General features: G+C 62.3%; 16 protein-coding genes. All 16 read right to left on the bottom strand.

Translation table 11 applies throughout. The features are described from left to right. Nucleotides 1-49 precede the first annotated feature (49 nt). Complete coding sequence (locus tag ACR3E2_RS01495; RefSeq protein ID WP_480481838.1) at nucleotides 50-1,735, bottom strand: chloride channel protein; 1,686 nt, start codon at nucleotides 1,733-1,735, stop codon at nucleotides 50-52. Nucleotides 1,736-1,834: 99 nt separating this feature from the next. Then, on the bottom strand, nucleotides 1,835-3,484 hold the full coding sequence (gene recN / locus ACR3E2_RS01490) for a DNA repair protein RecN (RefSeq protein WP_480481840.1): 1,650 nt from the start codon (nucleotides 3,482-3,484) through the stop codon (nucleotides 1,835-1,837). A gap of 36 nt (nucleotides 3,485-3,520) precedes the next feature. Then, nucleotides 3,521-4,384, bottom strand: coding sequence for an outer membrane protein assembly factor BamD (locus tag ACR3E2_RS01485; protein ID WP_267363885.1), 864 nt, complete (start codon nucleotides 4,382-4,384; stop codon nucleotides 3,521-3,523). 126 nt (nucleotides 4,385-4,510) lie between these two features. After that, nucleotides 4,511-5,431, bottom strand: coding sequence for a UDP-3-O-acyl-N-acetylglucosamine deacetylase (gene lpxC / locus ACR3E2_RS01480; RefSeq protein WP_480481843.1), 921 nt, complete (start codon nucleotides 5,429-5,431; stop codon nucleotides 4,511-4,513). A gap of 213 nt (nucleotides 5,432-5,644) precedes the next feature. Beyond that, entirely contained in the window at nucleotides 5,645-7,249 is a 1,605-nt protein-coding gene (gene ftsZ, locus ACR3E2_RS01475; protein ID WP_480481845.1) for a cell division protein FtsZ, read from the bottom strand. A gap of 348 nt (nucleotides 7,250-7,597) precedes the next feature. Continuing rightward, nucleotides 7,598-8,017 carry a hypothetical protein gene (locus tag ACR3E2_RS01470; RefSeq protein WP_480481847.1) on the bottom strand — a complete coding sequence of 140 codons (420 nt, stop codon included), beginning with the start codon at nucleotides 8,015-8,017 and terminating at the stop codon, nucleotides 7,598-7,600. Continuing rightward, complete coding sequence (gene ftsA / locus ACR3E2_RS01465; protein WP_480475961.1) at nucleotides 8,004-9,338, bottom strand: cell division protein FtsA; 1,335 nt, start codon at nucleotides 9,336-9,338, stop codon at nucleotides 8,004-8,006. Before ftsA ends, ACR3E2_RS01470 begins: the two co-directional genes overlap by 14 nt. A gap of 8 nt (nucleotides 9,339-9,346) precedes the next feature. Continuing rightward, nucleotides 9,347-10,354 (bottom strand): cell division protein FtsQ/DivIB, encoded by a 1,008-nt coding sequence (locus ACR3E2_RS01460; protein WP_480481849.1) that lies wholly within the window; start codon nucleotides 10,352-10,354, stop codon nucleotides 9,347-9,349. Then, nucleotides 10,342-11,259, bottom strand: coding sequence for a D-alanine--D-alanine ligase (locus ACR3E2_RS01455; protein WP_245222549.1), 918 nt, complete (start codon nucleotides 11,257-11,259; stop codon nucleotides 10,342-10,344). Before ACR3E2_RS01455 ends, ACR3E2_RS01460 begins: the two co-directional genes overlap by 13 nt. A 108-nt stretch (nucleotides 11,260-11,367) precedes the next feature. After that, a complete protein-coding gene (murB, locus tag ACR3E2_RS01450; RefSeq protein WP_480481851.1) occupies nucleotides 11,368-12,306 on the bottom strand; it encodes a UDP-N-acetylmuramate dehydrogenase in 939 nt (312 codons plus the stop codon). Beyond that, nucleotides 12,303-12,596, bottom strand: a complete 294-nt coding sequence (locus ACR3E2_RS01445) for a hypothetical protein (RefSeq protein ID WP_480481853.1) — start codon at nucleotides 12,594-12,596, stop codon at nucleotides 12,303-12,305. The genes murB and ACR3E2_RS01445 overlap by 4 nt, the downstream gene beginning before the upstream one ends. A gap of 24 nt (nucleotides 12,597-12,620) precedes the next feature. Continuing rightward, nucleotides 12,621-12,887, bottom strand: a complete 267-nt coding sequence (locus ACR3E2_RS01440; protein ID WP_480481855.1) for a DUF2484 family protein — start codon at nucleotides 12,885-12,887, stop codon at nucleotides 12,621-12,623. Continuing rightward, nucleotides 12,884-13,132 (bottom strand): DUF2484 family protein, encoded by a 249-nt coding sequence (locus ACR3E2_RS01435; RefSeq protein ID WP_480481857.1) that lies wholly within the window; start codon nucleotides 13,130-13,132, stop codon nucleotides 12,884-12,886. The genes ACR3E2_RS01440 and ACR3E2_RS01435 overlap by 4 nt, the downstream gene beginning before the upstream one ends. 75 nt (nucleotides 13,133-13,207) lie before the next feature. Further along, nucleotides 13,208-14,617 (bottom strand): UDP-N-acetylmuramate--L-alanine ligase, encoded by a 1,410-nt coding sequence (gene murC / locus ACR3E2_RS01430; protein WP_480481858.1) that lies wholly within the window; start codon nucleotides 14,615-14,617, stop codon nucleotides 13,208-13,210. After that, on the bottom strand, nucleotides 14,614-15,711 hold the full coding sequence (locus ACR3E2_RS01425) for a UDP-N-acetylglucosamine--N-acetylmuramyl-(pentapeptide) pyrophosphoryl-undecaprenol N-acetylglucosamine transferase (protein WP_480481860.1): 1,098 nt from the start codon (nucleotides 15,709-15,711) through the stop codon (nucleotides 14,614-14,616). The genes murC and ACR3E2_RS01425 overlap by 4 nt, the downstream gene beginning before the upstream one ends. Then, on the bottom strand, nucleotides 15,711-16,874 hold the full coding sequence (ftsW, locus tag ACR3E2_RS01420; protein WP_209504524.1) for a putative lipid II flippase FtsW: 1,164 nt from the start codon (nucleotides 16,872-16,874) through the stop codon (nucleotides 15,711-15,713). The genes ACR3E2_RS01425 and ftsW overlap by 1 nt, the downstream gene beginning before the upstream one ends. Nucleotides 16,875-17,061: the final 187 nt, after the last annotated feature.

Below are 17,061 nucleotides of genomic sequence, written 5' to 3'. Positions count from 1 at the left end.
CAGGGTTTCAACGGAGGCTTCGGGAGCGCTTGTCCCGGTCGCGGGAGCCTTATGAATGTTCCTCGGCCGCGGTGGCTGCGAGGGCCCGGTTGTACGCCTTGAGCGCGTCGACATGGTAGAGCGCGCCGACGGGTGTCTCGGACCCGTCCTGTTCCAGAACGATAACCGGAATGCAGGGTATGTCGTCACGGTCGAAATAGGGCATCGCGGCCTCGAGCGTGGCGCTGGCCTGAACGCACAGGCCCTGTTCGATCAGGGCGTGCGCCTCGTCCGCAGTGATTGAGCGGTCATCCCCGATAGGGCGCATCACCGCCCCGGCGCGCAGCATCGCCAGCAGATAAGCCTGCGGCCCGGCGGCCAGGTGGACATCGCGGCGTTCCAGCTGGGTCAGGAAGAACGACCGGTCCACAAGGCGCGACGCCAATGCGGTGGATATGGATACAGTCACCATCACGGCAAGGCCGATCTGCCAGTCTCCGGTCAGTTCAAAGACGATCAGAGTGGTCGAGATCGGGGCGCCCAGCACCGCAGCAGCCACGGCGCCCATTCCGGCAAAGGCGTAAAGCGTATGCGTGCCGGACACATCCGGCAGCAGCCCAGTGGCGATCAGTCCGAACGCCAGCCCGGTCAGCGCGCCGATCATCAGGGACGGTGAAAACACCCCGCCCCCCATGCGCCCGCCCATGGTGATCGCCACAGCCACTGTCTTGGTCACCGCAAACAGGATCGCGGTTGTCAAAACCAGATCACCGGTCAGGGCGCGGATCGTGGTTTGGTAGCCGACACCGATGATATGCGGGAACCAGATTGCCATCAGCCCCAGCATCGCGCCGGACACGGCCGGGCGCAGCCAGCCCGGAATGGACAGGCGGTTCTGGATATGGCTGCCGATATCATCAGCAAAGAAGATCGACCGCATCAGCAGCAGCGCGACAAAGCCGCAGATCAGGCCGAGGATCAGGAAGGCGGGAAGTTCGACATAGAATTGCAGCGATCCGGGCGTTTCCAGCGTGAACTCGGTAACGTCGCCATATTCCAACCGGTTGATCACCGTTCCGGCGACCGAGGCGATGACGATCGGGGCAAAGGCATGCACGGCGAAGTGGCGCAGCACGACCTCGAGCGCGAACAGGGCCCCGGCGATGGGGGCGTTGAAGCTGGCTGATACGGCGGCGGCGACAGCACAGCCCAGCAAGTCGCGGCCCGTGATCCCGTCGGCATGGATGCGGTTGCTGACCCAGGTGGAAATCACCCCGGCCATATGCACCACGGGGCCTTCGCGGCCCGTTGACCCACCCGAACTGAGCGTGATCAGCGAGGCAAAGAACGAGGCAATTCCGGCCTTGACCTCGACCCGCCCGTCGGTGATGGCGGATCCTTCGATCACATCAGCGACAGACCTGACGCGCCCGTCACTGGTGAACCGGTTCAGGATCACGCCCACGACCAGCCCACCGATGATCGGGATGATCAGGATCATGAACCACGGCAGTTTCTCGGCATGGCTGTGCAGCAGCAGAACGTCGTCGGTGTCGTAGAGATAGGCCTGCAACGCGCGGATGGCCTTGCGGAACCCAAGCGCCATGAATCCGGCAGCGATACCAATGACCAGCGCGATGAACCAGAACTGGATCTGGCTTGGCCCCCGGCGCAGCATCACCCGCCACGCATCCTTGATCGCGGCCAGAGCCTGATTGAACTGGTTGCGCAGAACGGTGCGGGTCGACTGGGTCATTGGCCCTCGGGGATCATCACGTAACCCTTAGTAAGCCACGGAGCACCCTAATAAAAGTGAGATAGCGACAGTGTGAAGCCAATTCGTGCCACGGGCGCATCAGGCCTGCAGCAGGGCCCGGGCGGCGGCGCGGGCCTCGTCCGTGATGGTGTCGCCCGCCACCATGCGCGCAATCTCGTCCACCCGGTCGGGTTGGGCCAGAGGGATGACGGTGGACAGGGTTTGCCCGTCCGTGACCTGTTTCTGCACCCGCCAGTGATGCGCCGCACGGGCGGCGACCTGCGGGGAATGGGTGACAACCAGCACCTGCCCGCCCTGCGCCAATGACGCCAGCCTGCGCCCGACCGCGTCGGCAGTGGCCCCGCCGACGCCGCGGTCAATCTCGTCAAAGATCATCGTGCGGGCGCTGTCATCGCCCGACAGGCACACTTTGAGCGCAAGCAGGAAGCGGCTGAGTTCACCCCCCGAGGCGATCTTGTTCAGCGGCCCCGCAGGCGCGCCCGGGTTGGTGGCCACGGTAAAGGCCACCGCGTCAGTCCCTTCGGGGCCGGGTTCCGCCGGGGTGAGTTCGGTCCGGAACACAGCGCGTTCCATCTTGAGCGGGGCCAGTTCCGCCATGACGGCAGCGTCCAGCCGCCCTGCAGCAGCTGCGCGGGCCGCGCTGAGGTCGGTGGCGGCATTATCATAAGCCTTTTGTGCCGCGTCCAAAGCCGCGCGCCTGTCCGCCAGATCGGCGTCGCCTGCTTCCAACTGGTTGAGGCGGGCGCGCAGAGTGTCGGCAAACGCGCCCAGATCATCCGGGGCCACGTCATGTTTGCGGGCCAGTGCGCGGATGGCAAACAGGCGTTCCTCGGCCTGTTCCAGTTCCGACGGGTCGAAGTCCAGCGCCTGAAGGCAGGCGTTCACGCCATCCTGCGCCTCGCCCAGTTCAATCATGGCGCGGCCCAGCGCGGCAATCGGTTCGTCCAGCTGACCACCCGCGTTGCCGGACACACCTTCCAGCCAGCGGATAGCGTCGGACATCGCCCCTTCGGCACCGTCCCCGGACAGCAGGGCGTAGGCGCGGGCGACATCATCGCGGATACGCTCGGCCCCCTGCATCATGCGGCGGCGGGCATCAAGTTCGGCATCCTCACCGGGCTGAGGATCAAGCTGATCCAGCTCGGCAACCGCGTGGCGCAGGAAATCTTCCTCACTTCGGACGGCAGCCAGAGCGGCCTCGGTCTCGGCCAGCACCTTGCGGGCGCGTGACATGTCGGTCCAGGCCGCACGAACGGATGTCAGCCGGTCCGAAACCCCGGCGAAATCGTCCAGCATGGCCCGGTGGCCACGCGGGTTCAGCAGCCCGCGGTCATCGTGCTGGCCGTGCAGTTCGATCAGGGTTTCCGACAGCGCCCGCAGCACATCGCCCGAGCAGCGGCGGTCATTGACCCAGGCGGTCTTGCGCCCCTCGGCGGTGTTGATCCGGCGCAGGATCAGCTCATCCCCGCCCGGCAGGCCTGCTTCGGCCAGTATCGCATGTGCGGGATGATCGGGGGAAAGTTCGAACTCGGCCACAACCTCGCCCTGCGCCGCACCCTGCCGCACCAGTTCGGCCCGCCCGCGCCAGCCCAGAACAAAGCCCAGAGAATCCAGAAGGATCGATTTGCCCGCGCCGGTTTCGCCGGTCAACGCATTCAGGCCCGGCTGAAAACTGAGTTCCAGCCGGTCGATGATCAGCATGTCGCGGATATCAAGGGCGCGCAGCATCGGGTCTTCAGCGTCCCAAGCCTAATGCCATGGCGATTACAACCACTCACCCTTGATGGTCTGACGATAGATTGTGCTGAGCCAGTTGTTGCCACGGCTCTTAAGCTGGAGCCCGCGTGAGGTCAGCAGCTTGTAGGCATCGTCATACCATTCCGAGGATTGGTAGTTGTAGCCAAGGATGGCACCTGCGGTTTGCGCCTCATCCAGCAGGCCGAGGGACAGATAAGCCTCGACCAGACGATAAAGCGCTTCGGCGGTGTGGGATGTGGTCTGGAAATCCTCGACCACGACGCGGAAGCGGTTGATGGCGGCGACAAAGTGATCCTGACGCAGGTAGTATCGCCCGATCTCCATCTCTTTGCCGGCCAGATGGTCAAAGGCCAGATCGAATTTCAGCACTGCCGAGGTGGCATATTCGCTGTCGGGATAAACCTCGATCACGGTGCGCAGCGATTGCAGCGCCTGAAAGGTCAGCCCCTGATCGCGCCCGACCTCGTCAATCTGGTCATAATAGCTGAGCGCCAGCAGATACTGGGCATAGGCCGCATCTTCGTCTGTTGGATAGAAGTCGATATACCGCTGGGCAGCGGCCCGGCTTTCTTCGTAGTTCTTGTCGGAATGGAACGAGAACGCCTGCATGATCAGCGCACGCTTGGCCCAGTCGGAATAGGGATACAGACGCTCGACCTCGGAGAAATACCAAGCCGCGTCATCCGAGCGATTCTGCGACAGTTCGTATTCGCCACGGGTATAGATCTGTTCTGGTGTGAACCCTTCCAGATTCTGATCCCGGTCCGCGCCCTTGTTGCCAAAAAGGCCGCCTGCGTTTCCACATGCCGTCAAAACTGCTGCCAGAAGAACCGCGCCTGCGAATCTGACTGCCGCCTTGCTGCCAACCATACCGCCCATCCTTGTCGTCTTACTTAAGAGGGTTCGCCCCGAATTGAGCCATGGTCTAGCACAGAAAATTCCGGTGCAAAACGCCTTATGCAACATCTGGCGCAAATGTCGTCAGAGTTGATCTGATCAGGCGACTTCGGGAATTTCGTTTACGATCAGGCCCTGCCCCGGCAGACGCGCGGCCTGTTCCGGTGTGCACAGAACCGGACGCACAGCACCGGGTGTTTCAAACAGATTGCGCAGCAATGTGTTGGTCAGCGAATGACCCGACTTGTCGCCCGTGAAATGGCCCAGAATCGGCCCGCCTGCCAGATAGAGATCACCCAGAGCATCCAGCATCTTGTGGCGCACGGCTTCGTCGGCGCGGCGGAACCCACCGGGTGTCAGCACCTCGTTGCCCTGCACGACCACGGCGTTATCCAGGGTACCGCCAAGGGCCAGCCCGTTTTCGCGCATGGCTTCGACATCAATGCGGCGGCAGAAGGTGCGGCAATCGCTGAGTTCGCGCGCGAACGACCCGTTGCGCATATCCAGCGTCTTGGTCTGGCTGCCGATTGCGCTGTCTTCGAAATCAATGTGGAAATCGATGATCAGCCCATCCGCGGGTGCGATGCTTGCGCTGGCGCCTTCCCGCGATGCGGTGACGGTCTTCAGCACCTCATAGGCCAGCACCGGGCTGGCCTGACGACGCACGCCTCGGGCCATGATACCGCGTACGAAATCGATCGAAGACCCGTCCATGATCGGAACTTCGGGGCCGTCGATTTCAATCAGCGCGTTGTGAACGCCGCACCCGGCCAAAGCAGCCATGATATGTTCGATGGTGGATACCGACACCCCGGCGCCATTGACCAGACGGGTGCAAAGCGGGGTCCGTTCGACCACGTGATAGATCGCCGGGATCATCGCATCGCCCAGATGGATATCCGTCCGTTTGAACCAGATGCCATGACCAACTGCCGCTGGTTTCAGGACCATGGTCGCAGGCTTGCCGCTGTGCAGCCCGACGCCTTTAAACGTGACCGGAGATTTGAGCGTATGTTGCAAAATGGGCCTCGGCGAGTGGTGTCCAGCCTTCTGGGGCTGTGTTGGACACTCAGTTAAGGAAGCCCGCGTCAAGGCTCAACTCACTCTTTGTAACCGAATGAAACATGTATGTAACAGATCGGCAAAACCCTGCTTACACGTTCGTAAGCCACTGTTTTAAAAAGAATTAGGGCCGCCAGATGGCGACCCCATGAGTGGATTTTGTTACCGCGATCAGTTGGCCTGACGGCGCAGGAAGGCCGGAATTTCGATACGATCCTGATCCGGGTCGGCCTCATCGTGAATCGGTGCCGTGGCCTCGGACTGGCGCAGAACGGGTTGCTGACGCGGCGGTTGAGCCGGTGTGTCAGAGGCGTGCCCGGTCATCCGGTCGATCAGCCGATTGAAGCCAAACCGCGAGCGTTCTTCGGGTTCGTGATGCGAAACCGCCGCTTGCGGGCGGGGTGCTGCGGCGCGCTGAGCTGCCGAGGGAACCTTCTGAACCGCAGCCTGCAAACGCTGGAGCGCTTCGGGCGACGGGGTGCCTGCGACAGGCGCGCGCGGGGCAACAAATGCCTCGGGCGCCGGTTCGACATGCTCGGGCTGCGGCTCGAATTCGGCGACGCGCGGCTGATAGGCTGGGGGCGGCAGATCGTCCTCATCCCGCTCGTCAAGCGGCTGGAACTGCGGCTGGGCGGGCTCTTCCGCGGCTTCAAACAGCGAAGGTTCGCGGTTTTCTTCCATCTGCGGCGCGGGCTCTGCCATTTCGGCGGCTGCGGGTGCTTCTTCGCGACCATATTCTTCGGCCGAAACGGTGCGGGTCAGCGGCTCGGACATCGAGCGGCGCGCGACCGGAATGTCAGCCGTTTTTTCGGTGGCGTCGATGCCGGTTGCAACAACCGACACGCGCATACCGCCTTCCATGGCGGTATCCAGCGTCGAGCCGACGATGATGTTCGCTTCGGGGTCCACTTCCTCGCGGATGCGGTTGGCGGCTTCGTCCAGTTCGAACAGGGTCAGGTCGTGCGAACCGGTGATGTTGATCAGCACGCCTTTGGCGCCTTTGAGGCTGATTTCGTCCAGCAGCGGGTTCGCAATGGCTTTCTCCGCCGCCTGAATGGCGCGATCTTCGCCGGTTGCCTCGCCGGTGCCCATCATGGCTTTGCCCATCTCGTCCATTACGGCGCGCACATCCGCAAAGTCGAGGTTGATCAGTCCCGGACGCACCATCAGGTCGGTTACGCCTTTGACGCCCTGATACAGGACATCGTCAGCCATCGAGAACGCCTCGGTAAAGGTGGTTTTTTCGTTGGCGAGGCGGAACAGGTTCTGGTTCGGAATGATGATCAGCGTGTCAACGACCCGTTGCAGCGCCTCAACGCCGTCTTCGGCCTGACGCATCCGCTTGGCACCTTCGAACTGGAAGGGCTTGGTCACGACACCCACGGTCAGAACGCCCAGCTCACGCGCGGCCTGCGCGATGATCGGAGCAGCGCCGGTGCCTGTGCCGCCGCCCATGCCTGCGGTGATAAAGCACATATGCGCGCCTGCCAGATGGTCGACGATCTGTTCGATGCTTTCTTCGGCAGCTGCGGCACCCACGGCCGGACGGGCCCCTGCCCCCAGACCTTCGGTGACCTTCACACCCAGTTGAACCCGCGCCGAGGACTGGCTTTGCTGCAGCGCCTGCGCGTCGGTGTTGGCGACGACAAAATCGACGCCGTCCAGCTGTTTTTCAATCATGTTGTTGACAGCGTTACCGCCCGCACCGCCAACGCCAAATACTGTAATCCGAGGCTTCAGTTCGTCTTGCCCGGGCATCGAAAGATTCAATGTCATGCTCTGTCCGCCTGTATTTATGTTCCGCCAAAGCGGTGTTTTTCTTACCTATCCTTGCTCGATTCTAGCGGGCTGATGCGAAAAGGTCACGTCAAAAATCGCGATTCACCACAAAATATGGAGGAAATAAGGCAGAAACCGGCGGCATTTCGCAGGTACTGCCAGATATAGCGGAAACGCCGGCGACCATCACAAGGCAGACGACCCCGGCGCGAGGACTCAGCCGTTCGTCACGCTTTGGTCGACCATCATTTACACTGCGGAAAACTGCTCAGGTCCTGCCGCGAGGCCTCTGCCGGGCCTTGTGGATATCTTGAGGGATAAATCGACGCGCTGCAACCGGATTTTTCAACTGAGCGGTGCACTTGGACAGTTGAGGCTGGTTTCGGTGATGCTGCGCACCTCCTGGATTTCGCCATCTGCAAACGAGGCCAGACGCACCATCAGACGGCCTTCGTGCAGGAAGGGCCACCAGCAGACGGGAATACCATCCGGATCGTTGTCATAGAGAAAGCAGATCTGACCGTTTGGCGTGGTGATCTGCCCATAGACACAGCCCTGCCCCTCTTGCCGCCAGACCGAGATGTGACGGTTCAGAAATTGCTCGGTCCCGACCAGATCGTTGCTGCGAATCTCATGGAAGGTGAGCGTTTTGCCGACGGCGGCATCCAGAAATGCCTCGGGCGTGATGATGGTCTGGGCCGAAACCCATCCCGGCAACAGGGCCGCACACAAAGCGGCCCGGCACAGGGGGCTACCAGTTGTCACGGAACCACCGAACGGCCCGCTTGAACGGGCGCGCGGCGTAGGTGTCGACCGGGATTTCGAAATCCCACCATTCGTCCTGCGGGTGCGCCGCAAACAGGCTGAGCCCCACGGAGGACGAGAACGCCGGACCTGTCGCCGATTGCGGCAGGCCGTGCACCCGCAGCGGGCGACCCAGACGCACGCGTTGACCAAGGATGCGGGTCGCCAGACCGTCCAGCCCCATGATCTGACTGCCGCCACCGGTCAGAACGATCTGCTGGCTTGGCATGTGTTCAAACCCGGCCGCATCCAGACGCACGCGGACCTCTTCAAGGATTTCCTCGACGCGCGGACGCATGATGCCGATCAGTTCGGCCCGACTGACCGTGCGGCGGTCGTGTTCCCAGTCACCAGTATCGCCGCCGATATCGATCATGTCGCGGTCATCAGCGCCGGTCGCATGAACGCCGCCATTGAACGTCTTGATCCGTTCCGCCACTGCCGCGGGCACGCCCAGCCCCATCGAGATATCGGCGGTCACGTGATCGCCGCCCATACGCACGCAATCGGCATAGATCATGTGTTTCTTCATGAAGATCGAAACGCTGGTGGTGCCGCCGCCCATGTCGATACAGGCCGCGCCCAGTTCCTGCTCATCCTCGACCAGCGCGGAAATTCCCGAGACATAGGCCGAGTTTGCAATCCCGGCGAGTTCCAGATCGCAGCGTTTGATACAGCGCACGATGTTCTGGATCGCCATCGCATCGACGGTCAGCATGTGCATATCGACCGCAAGGCTTTGGCCCATCTGCCCGCGCGGGTCGATCAGGCCCGAGCGGTTGTCGAGCGCAAAGTTGACCGGCTGTGCGTGCAGCACCTCGCGCCCGTCGCCGTAATCCGGCACGTCGCAGGCGTTCAGAACACGACCCACTTCGGCCTCGGTCACCAGCTGGCCATCCAGATCAACCTGTGCGTCCAGCCCGTAAGAGCGCGGGTTGGCCCCCGAGAAACAGGCGATGACGTGATCGACGCGAATATCGGCCATCTTCTGTGCGGCCTGAAGCGCGGTGCGGATGGCGCGTTCGGTTTCCTGCATGGCGGTGACTTCGCCAAACTGTACGCCGCGCGAACGTGTCGTTGCGGCCCCGATAACCCGAAACCCCGTCTGCCCCGCCATTGAGCCGATGGTGTTATCTTCACTCAGCCGGCCCGATCCGTCAAAACGCAGAACGAGGCAGGCAATCTTGGAACTGCCCACATCCAGAATCGCGATCACACCGCGTTGCAATGCCTGGCGCCGCATTTGACGCATGGCGCGTTGGGACTGATAAAGATCGGTCATCATGCTCGTTACTGCCCGTTACTCATTGTCACTTTTGTATTCCACCAGTCTTCGCTGGCGGCTTTGGTCATTCGGATGGTAGGACGCTGGCCTAGGCGCATGTCGACCACGGCCACGTCGCGTTCCAGAAGGTCCTGCACTTCGTTCACCGCAAGCACGCGTTCCAGCGCGCGCACCGGGCGCTCGGTCGGCAGCATGATGCGCTGGCCACGGTCCAGGACCAGATCCCAGCGCCGTTCACCCACGCGCACCAGCCCGCGCACACGGTTGCCCAGGCTGCGGGCGGTCTGGAAAATCTCGAGCGCCTGCGCCACATGGGCATCCGCACCCGCGCCCGCGATCAGCGGCAGGTCGGCATGGTCCTTGCGAGAGGTGGTTTCCTTGACATGCGCGCCGGTCTCGTCGAGCAGTTCGAGCCCGTCATGCGTCCGCCAGACAATCACGGGCTGACGCTCGACCACGTTGACCTGAAGGATGCCGCCCGGACGGATGCGGACGCTTGCCGATTTCACCGGATCAAGCCCGGTGATCGTGTCGCGCATCTGTTCGACGTCCAGATCCCATGAACTGATCGGGAAATCCAGAGGCACGACCTCGCGGATATCATCGGACAGGCTGGTGCCTGCCCCGTCGATGGCCATCAGGTTAACCATGAACTCGGGGCGTTCCTGAATCGAGGTGCGAATATCGGCGATATAGGTACCAAGCGCTTCGCGCCGGTCCTGAGAGGCAAAATAGACGCCAACTGCTGCGGCAATGGCGCAGATCGGCAGGCCAAGCTTGACGCCCAGACGGATACCCGGTGTCAGCATCCAGCGCTGAAGACGATAGCTGAGGCGCGACGGGGCCGGATCACTGCGGCGTGCGGTGCGGGAAAACACCCGCGCCCCGCGCAGACGCAGAATGGGCTGGGTGTCATGCGGCTCCGTATCGGCCGAGGCAAAATCGGCATCCGGCCCGGCAAGGGGTTTGGTGCGATGGATTTCCAGAGAGCGGCTGGCGATTAACGGTTGCATGAGGCGTCCTCAACCATCCAGGCGCAGAGCTGGCCAAATGTCATGCCCAGATGCGCGGCTTGTTCCGGGGCCAGCGAAGTGGGTGTCATGCCCGGCTGGGTGTTGGTTTCCAACAGAAACAAACCATCAGCACCCGCGCTGTCATCCCAGCGAAAATCGGTGCGGCTAACGCCCCTGCAGCCCAAAGCATCATGCGCGCGCAGGGCATAATCCATGCAGCGATCAAAGATGTCCTGTGGGATATCGGCAGGGACCACGTGCCATGATCCGCCGGGTTTGTACTTGGCGTCATAGTCGTACCAGCCGCCATCGGTCATGATCTCGGTCACGGTCAGGGCGCGGTCGCCCATCACGGTCACGGTCAGCTCGCGTCCGGCCACGTATTTCTCGACCATGATCTGGTCGGGCATGTCTTCGGACAGCTGCGGCGGGCCATTGGCGTTTTCGTGGACGATGTAGATACCGACGCTGGACCCTTCGTTATTGGGTTTGGCTACATAGGGCGGTTCCATCACGTGGGCGCGAGTCACCTCGGCACGCGGGACGATCACACTGGGGACAACGGGCAGACCTTCGGCCTGATAGACGTCCTTGCTGCGTTGCTTGTCCATCGCAAGGGCCGAGGCCAGAACACCCGAATGGGTATAGGGAATCCGCATCCATTCCAGCATCCCCTGCACGCAGCCATCCTCGCCCCAGCGGCCATGCAGGGCGTTGAAAACCACATCCGGCTGAATATCCAACAGGCGCGCATAGAGGTCGGGACCTGCGTCCAGTTCGACCACTTCAATACCTTCTCCCACAAGGGCGGCCGCGCATTCGCGCCCAGAGCTGAGAGACACCTCGCGTTCCGCCGAGGGGCCGCCCATCAATACCGCCACTTTGGGGTTTGTCCTGCTCGACATACCCAATGTGCGCCTCAATGTCCCCGGACCTTATGTGGTGGTCCGTACTGCGTTTATGCCTTTGATCCGTCGCCTGAATTTGCCTGTTTTGGTCTGACGGTCGGGGCTTTATTCTTTTAGCGGATCACCGACCCGCATGATTTCCCACTCTAGCGTGATGCCGCTTGTTTCGTAAACCTTTTTTCGCACCTCTTCGCCCAGACCTTCGAGGTCGTCAGCGGTGGCGGTGCCGGTATTGATCAGGAAGTTCGAGTGTTTCGGGCTCATCTGTGCCCCGCCGCGTGTCGCGCCGCGCATTCCGGCATCGTCGATCACTTTCCACGCCTTGAGGTCATGCACGTCATCAGCCTGCCCGGTCGAGGAAAAACCGGCCGGGTTGCGGAAGGTCGATCCGGCGCTGCGGTCCTTGGTGGGCTGGGTTTCGTCACGCTTCTTCAGTTGCGCTTCCATTCGGGCATGAAGGTCATAGGGATCGCCGGACGGGCCTTCGAACGTGGCCGAAATCAGAACGGCGCCTTCGGGCAGGTCGGACTGGCGATAGCGAAAGTTCAGATCCTCGGTCGTCAGGTCCCGCAGGTCGCCCTGCCGGGTGACAATGGTGGCCTTGCGCAGCACGTCCGCCGTGTAGCTGCCGTAACAGCCCGCATTCATCCGCACCGCGCCCCCGATCGAGCCGGGGATGGTGCGCAGAAAGGTCAGGTCCACACCCGCATCCGCGGCCTTGCGCGCAACATGCGCGTCCAGTGCGGCAGCGCCCGCGATGACCGTATTGCCCTCAACCGAGATGGCGTTGAACCCGCGCCCCAGCCGGATCACCACGGCCCGCAAGCCACCATCGCGCACGATGAGGTTCGAGCCGACCCCCATCGGGAAGACCGGCACACCATCCGGCAGATCGCGCAGGAAGGCCTGCAAGTCTTCGATATCGGCAGGTTGAAACAGGTAATCCGCCGGCCCACCAACGCGGAGCCATGTGAGGTCAGACAGGTTGCGCGCTTTGGCCAGGCGGCCCCGGACATCGGGAAGAACAGGGGGAAGCGGAGTCATGTAGTCGCGCGCACCGCCAGGCTGCGCCCACCGACCCCGCCCATGATTGCGGCAAAAAGGAAGGGGAGTACACCGGCAGTCAACCAGACCAGCGGGCCGAACGCCTTGTCTTCTTCACCCGTTCCGACATCGGCCAGCACGACGATCAGCCCCAGACCAACCGCGGATGTCAGCCCGATCAGCCACAGAAGGCTGCGCAGGCCAAGCCAGCGGCCCGCTGTAAACCCGGCAGCGGCACCCAGAACGAAGGAAACAAGCGGCAGATAGGCAAATGTGGCGATTGTCGCCATGACAGATCTCCTGAAGTTGGCCGGTTATTCTTTGGCCGCCTTCATGCCCTGCATTTTCGACTTTGTCCAACGGGTCAGATAAATCACCGGCCAGCGCAGCACGGACATGCCCATTGCCAGCACCAGCATCCCGATCCAGGGGCCATTTTCATAGGTGACATAGCCGACGATGGGAATGCCCACGATGATCAGGATATAGGCGCGCGTCCAGTGGTTGTCGGTGCTGGGGATCAGCGCAAGAACGTTGGCAGCAAAGCCCCACAGGGCCGCCAGAGCGATAGACCATGTCATTCCGCGACCTCGCGCCCTGTCCACTTGCGCCAGTAATACCGGATGGGGTTGCGGAACATCGACACGAACCCGGCAAATGCCGCGACCGACCAGAACCAGCCGTGGACATATCCAAGCCATACGACCAGCAACGGTGCGCAGACCAACAGGACAAACCCCGGCGGGAATTGCAGCCGCATCGGCAACATTGCCACGATGGTGGCGCAGATCACCCAAAGCGCTGCCAAGATCATCGAATAGTCCATTCGCCCCTCCGAGGACACGCGACTGTTGCGGTCAGAGTATCACACTTTTAAGTTGTGCAACAAACAAATGACGCGTCAAACAGCTTGTTTTCTTTGCAACCTCTCGGGCAGGCCGTTGGCCCAGGCGCTGATCGTACCGGCCCCGAGGCAGACGACCATGTCGCCCGGTCGGGCCTGTTCGCGCACGAGGCGTTCAAGGTCGTCTTCATCCAGCAGCGCGCGGGCGTGGCGGTGGCCGTGACGGATCAGGCCCTGCACCAGATCGTCGCGCGAGGCGCCTTCGATCGGGTCTTCACCAGCGGCAAAAACCTCGGCAATGGCCACGACATCGGCGTCATTGAAACAGGTGCAGAAATCGTCAAACAGGTTGGACAGGCGCGAATAGCGGTGCGGCTGATGCACAGCAATCACGCGGCCTTCGGTCGCCTGACGGGCGGCCTTGAGAACGGCGGCTATTTCGACCGGGTGGTGGCCGTAATCGTCGATGATGGTGACACCGTCGATTTCCCCGACCTTTGTAAAGCGACGGTTGACGCCGCCGAAATTGGCCAGCGCGTCGCGGATTTCCGCAGCTTTCATGCCCAGATGACGGGCGACGGCAGCGGCGGACAGCGCGTTTGAGACGTTGTGATCGCCGGGCATCGGCAGGGTGCAGCCTTCGATCATCTTGTCTTCGTATTGCAGATGTATGTCGAAATGCGCCACGCCGCCTTTGTAGGTCAGGTTCACCGCCCGCACATCCGCCTGCGCGTTGAACCCATAGGTTCGCACACGGCGGTCGGTGATGCGGCCGACAAGGGCCTGAACCTCGGCATGATCGGTGCAGCAGACGGCCAGACCGTAGAATGGCAGGTTCGAGACGAATTCGTAAAAGCCGTCGCGCAGCCTGTCGAAATCACCCCAATGCTCCATATGCTCGGGGTCGATATTGGTAACAATGGCGATGGTTGCGGGCAGCCGGTTAAAGGAACCGTCGCTTTCGTCGGCTTCGACCACCATCCATTCGCCCTGCCCCATCCGAGCGTTCGATCCATAGGCGTGGATGATGCCGCCATTGATCACGGTCGGATCGAAATCGCCTGCCACCATCAGTTCGGCCATCATGGTCGTCGTGGTGGTCTTGCCGTGCGTTCCGGCAATGGCAATGTTCGAGCGCAGGCGCATCAGTTCGGCCAGCATGTCGGCGCGGCGGACAACCGGCAGACCTTGGGCGCGGGCTTGGTCCAGCTCCGGGTTGCCCGGTTTGATCGCAGTCGAGACAACCACGACGGCGGCGTTTTCAAGGTTTTCGGCGCGCTGGCCGACGAAAATCTCGGCCCCCAAACTGGCCAGACGGTCAGTGATCTTCGAGGCTTTCAGATCGGAGCCCTGCACCTGATACCCCAGGTTCAGCAGCACCTCGGCGATGCCCGACATACCAATCCCGCCGATGCCCACGAAGTGGATCGGCCCTACGTCCTGCGGCAGTTTGGTTGCTGGGTTCATGTGGTCTCCTTCTGCGCCAGCTGCTCGACCAGAGCGACCAGACGCTGGGTGGCATCGGGCGCCCCGACCGACAGAGCGCCATGGGCCATTTTCTGTGCGGCTTCGGGGTTCGTAAGAACCGTGGTGATTTGCTGTGTCAGCGTGGGAACGTCAAGCGCATTTTCCGGGATCATGATGGCCCCGCCGGCCTGCACCAGCCCGCGCGCGTTGGCGGTCTGATGATCCCCGGCGGCAGCAGCAAACGGAATCAGGATCGAAGGGCGACCGATGACCGAGATATCGGCCACGCTGGACGCGCCCGAGCGCGAGATCACCAGCTGCGCATCCGACATGCGGCGGGGAATGTCATCGAAGAAGGGCTGAACGTCGGCGCGGATACCATGGTCTTGGTAGAATGCGCTGACCCGTTCGCCATCTTCATCCCGCGCCTGATGCGAGACACGGATATGCGCGCGAAGGTCTTCGGGCAGCGCGGCAATCGCACCGGGCACTATATCGCTGAGGATGCGCGCGCCCTGCGAGCCACCCATCACCAGAACCGACATCGGATAGTCACCCGGCGGGATATACCCGGCGGCGGCACGGTCCAGGACCGCGGCACGCACCGGGTTGCCGGTGTGAATGCCATGCGCGCCTTCGGGCAGATCCGTCGGCCAGACGCCGCAGGCCACCTGCGCAACGCGGGTTGCAAACAGCTGGTTCACGCGGCCCAGTACCCCGTTCTGTTCATGGATCATCCGCGGTATTTTCAGCAGGGTCGCGGCGCCCAGCGCCGGGATCGACGGATAACCGCCAAAGCCCACGACAACATCGGGTTTGTCGCGCATCATCTGGAAGACCATGCTGGTGACACCACCAGCGATAATCGGGCCAACCATCGCCTTTGCCGCCAGACCGCCACGGGCGAAGGTGGCCGAGGACGCCTCGACAATTTCGGTCGAATGGGGAAAGCCACCGGTATAGCGCGCACCGCGCGGGTCGGTGGACAGGCGCACACGCCAGCCCTTGTGCAGCATCGCCTCGGCCAGCGCCTGAGCGGGGAACATATGGCCCCCGGTGCCGCCAGCCGCAATCAACAGGTAAGGGTTCCCCATTATCCTCGTCCGCGCAGAATATCGCCTAGTTCGCCCTGTGGGCGGTTTCGGGTGAAGGCCAGCAGCATGCCAACGGCAATACCGCCAGCAATCAGGGACGAGCCGCCATAGCTGACGAACGGCAAAGTCATGCCCTTGGCGGGCAGCAGACGCACCGCAACACCCATGTTGATCATCGCCTGAACGCCAAACATGCAGGCCAGACCGGTACCGGCCAGACGAATGAACATGTCGCGTTCGCGCATCAGCCGCAGCAGCGAGCGCACGACGATCAGCGCATAAAGCGCAATGATGATCATGACGAGGATCAGGCCGTATTCCTCGGCCGCGACGGCGATGATGAAATCGGTATGGGCATCGGGCAGCGACCATTTCACCTGCCCTTCCCCCACGCCGACGCCGAACAAGCCACCTTCGCGGATGGCGTTGGTGGCATAGCCCAGCTGGGTGGTCGGATCGACCTCTTGATTCAGAAAGCCGTCGATGCGGCGGGCAAAGTGTTCAGAATTCGAATAGGCCAGCATCCCGCCCAGAACGACAACACCGGCCATGCCCAGCAACAGCAGCATCGGGGCCCCGGCTACGAAATACATGACGCCCCAGCCGAACAGGATCAGGCAGGCCTGACCGAAATCGGGTTGCATCACCAGCATGGCCACGATGGCCATGCAGAGCGCAAAGGACCACAACCGCCCCGGAGGGCCATTGATTTCCTGTGAGGCCGCCAGCAGCCAAGCGGCCACGACGACAAAGCCGGGTTTCAGAAACTCGGACGGTTGCAGCGAGGCAAAGCCCAGCGAATACCAACGCACCGCACCCTTGCCGAAATCCGTTCCAAACACCGGCAGGAAGACCAGAGCGACGAAGGCCCCCAGAAAACCCAGAACGGCCAGACGCCGCACCAAGGTTGGAGACATCATCGAAGTCAGCAGCATCGCGATCAGCGCCAATCCGCCGAACAAGGCCTGACGCTCGACATAATGGAAGGGGTCGAACCCGTTGCGACCGGCCAGTGGCGGCGAAGAGGCCAGCCCCAGCAACAGCCCGATGGTAAACAGGATCAGAACGCAGGACATCGTCCAGCGATCGATAGTACGCCACCACTTCGGTAGAATCGGTTCTCCGCGCTGGTCCTGGACCGCGCCATACACCATCTCAGTCATGAGATACCGCCACTCTCTGCCTCGTTAACGCCCCGTTTTCGGGGTCTGGCTACGAGTCTACATGCAATTTGGCGATCAGGCCAGCCTGTTCGCGGGCAAATCGGGATTTCCCGCGCAAGACCCGCGCCGCAGACCCAGACCGCCTGTCAACCGTGTTGCGACGGCCATCGGGCGGGAGGCGGCGGGC

This window comes from Ruegeria sp. AL7, assembly GCF_056536105.1.
This window is presented reverse-complemented; position numbering and strand designations above follow the sequence as displayed.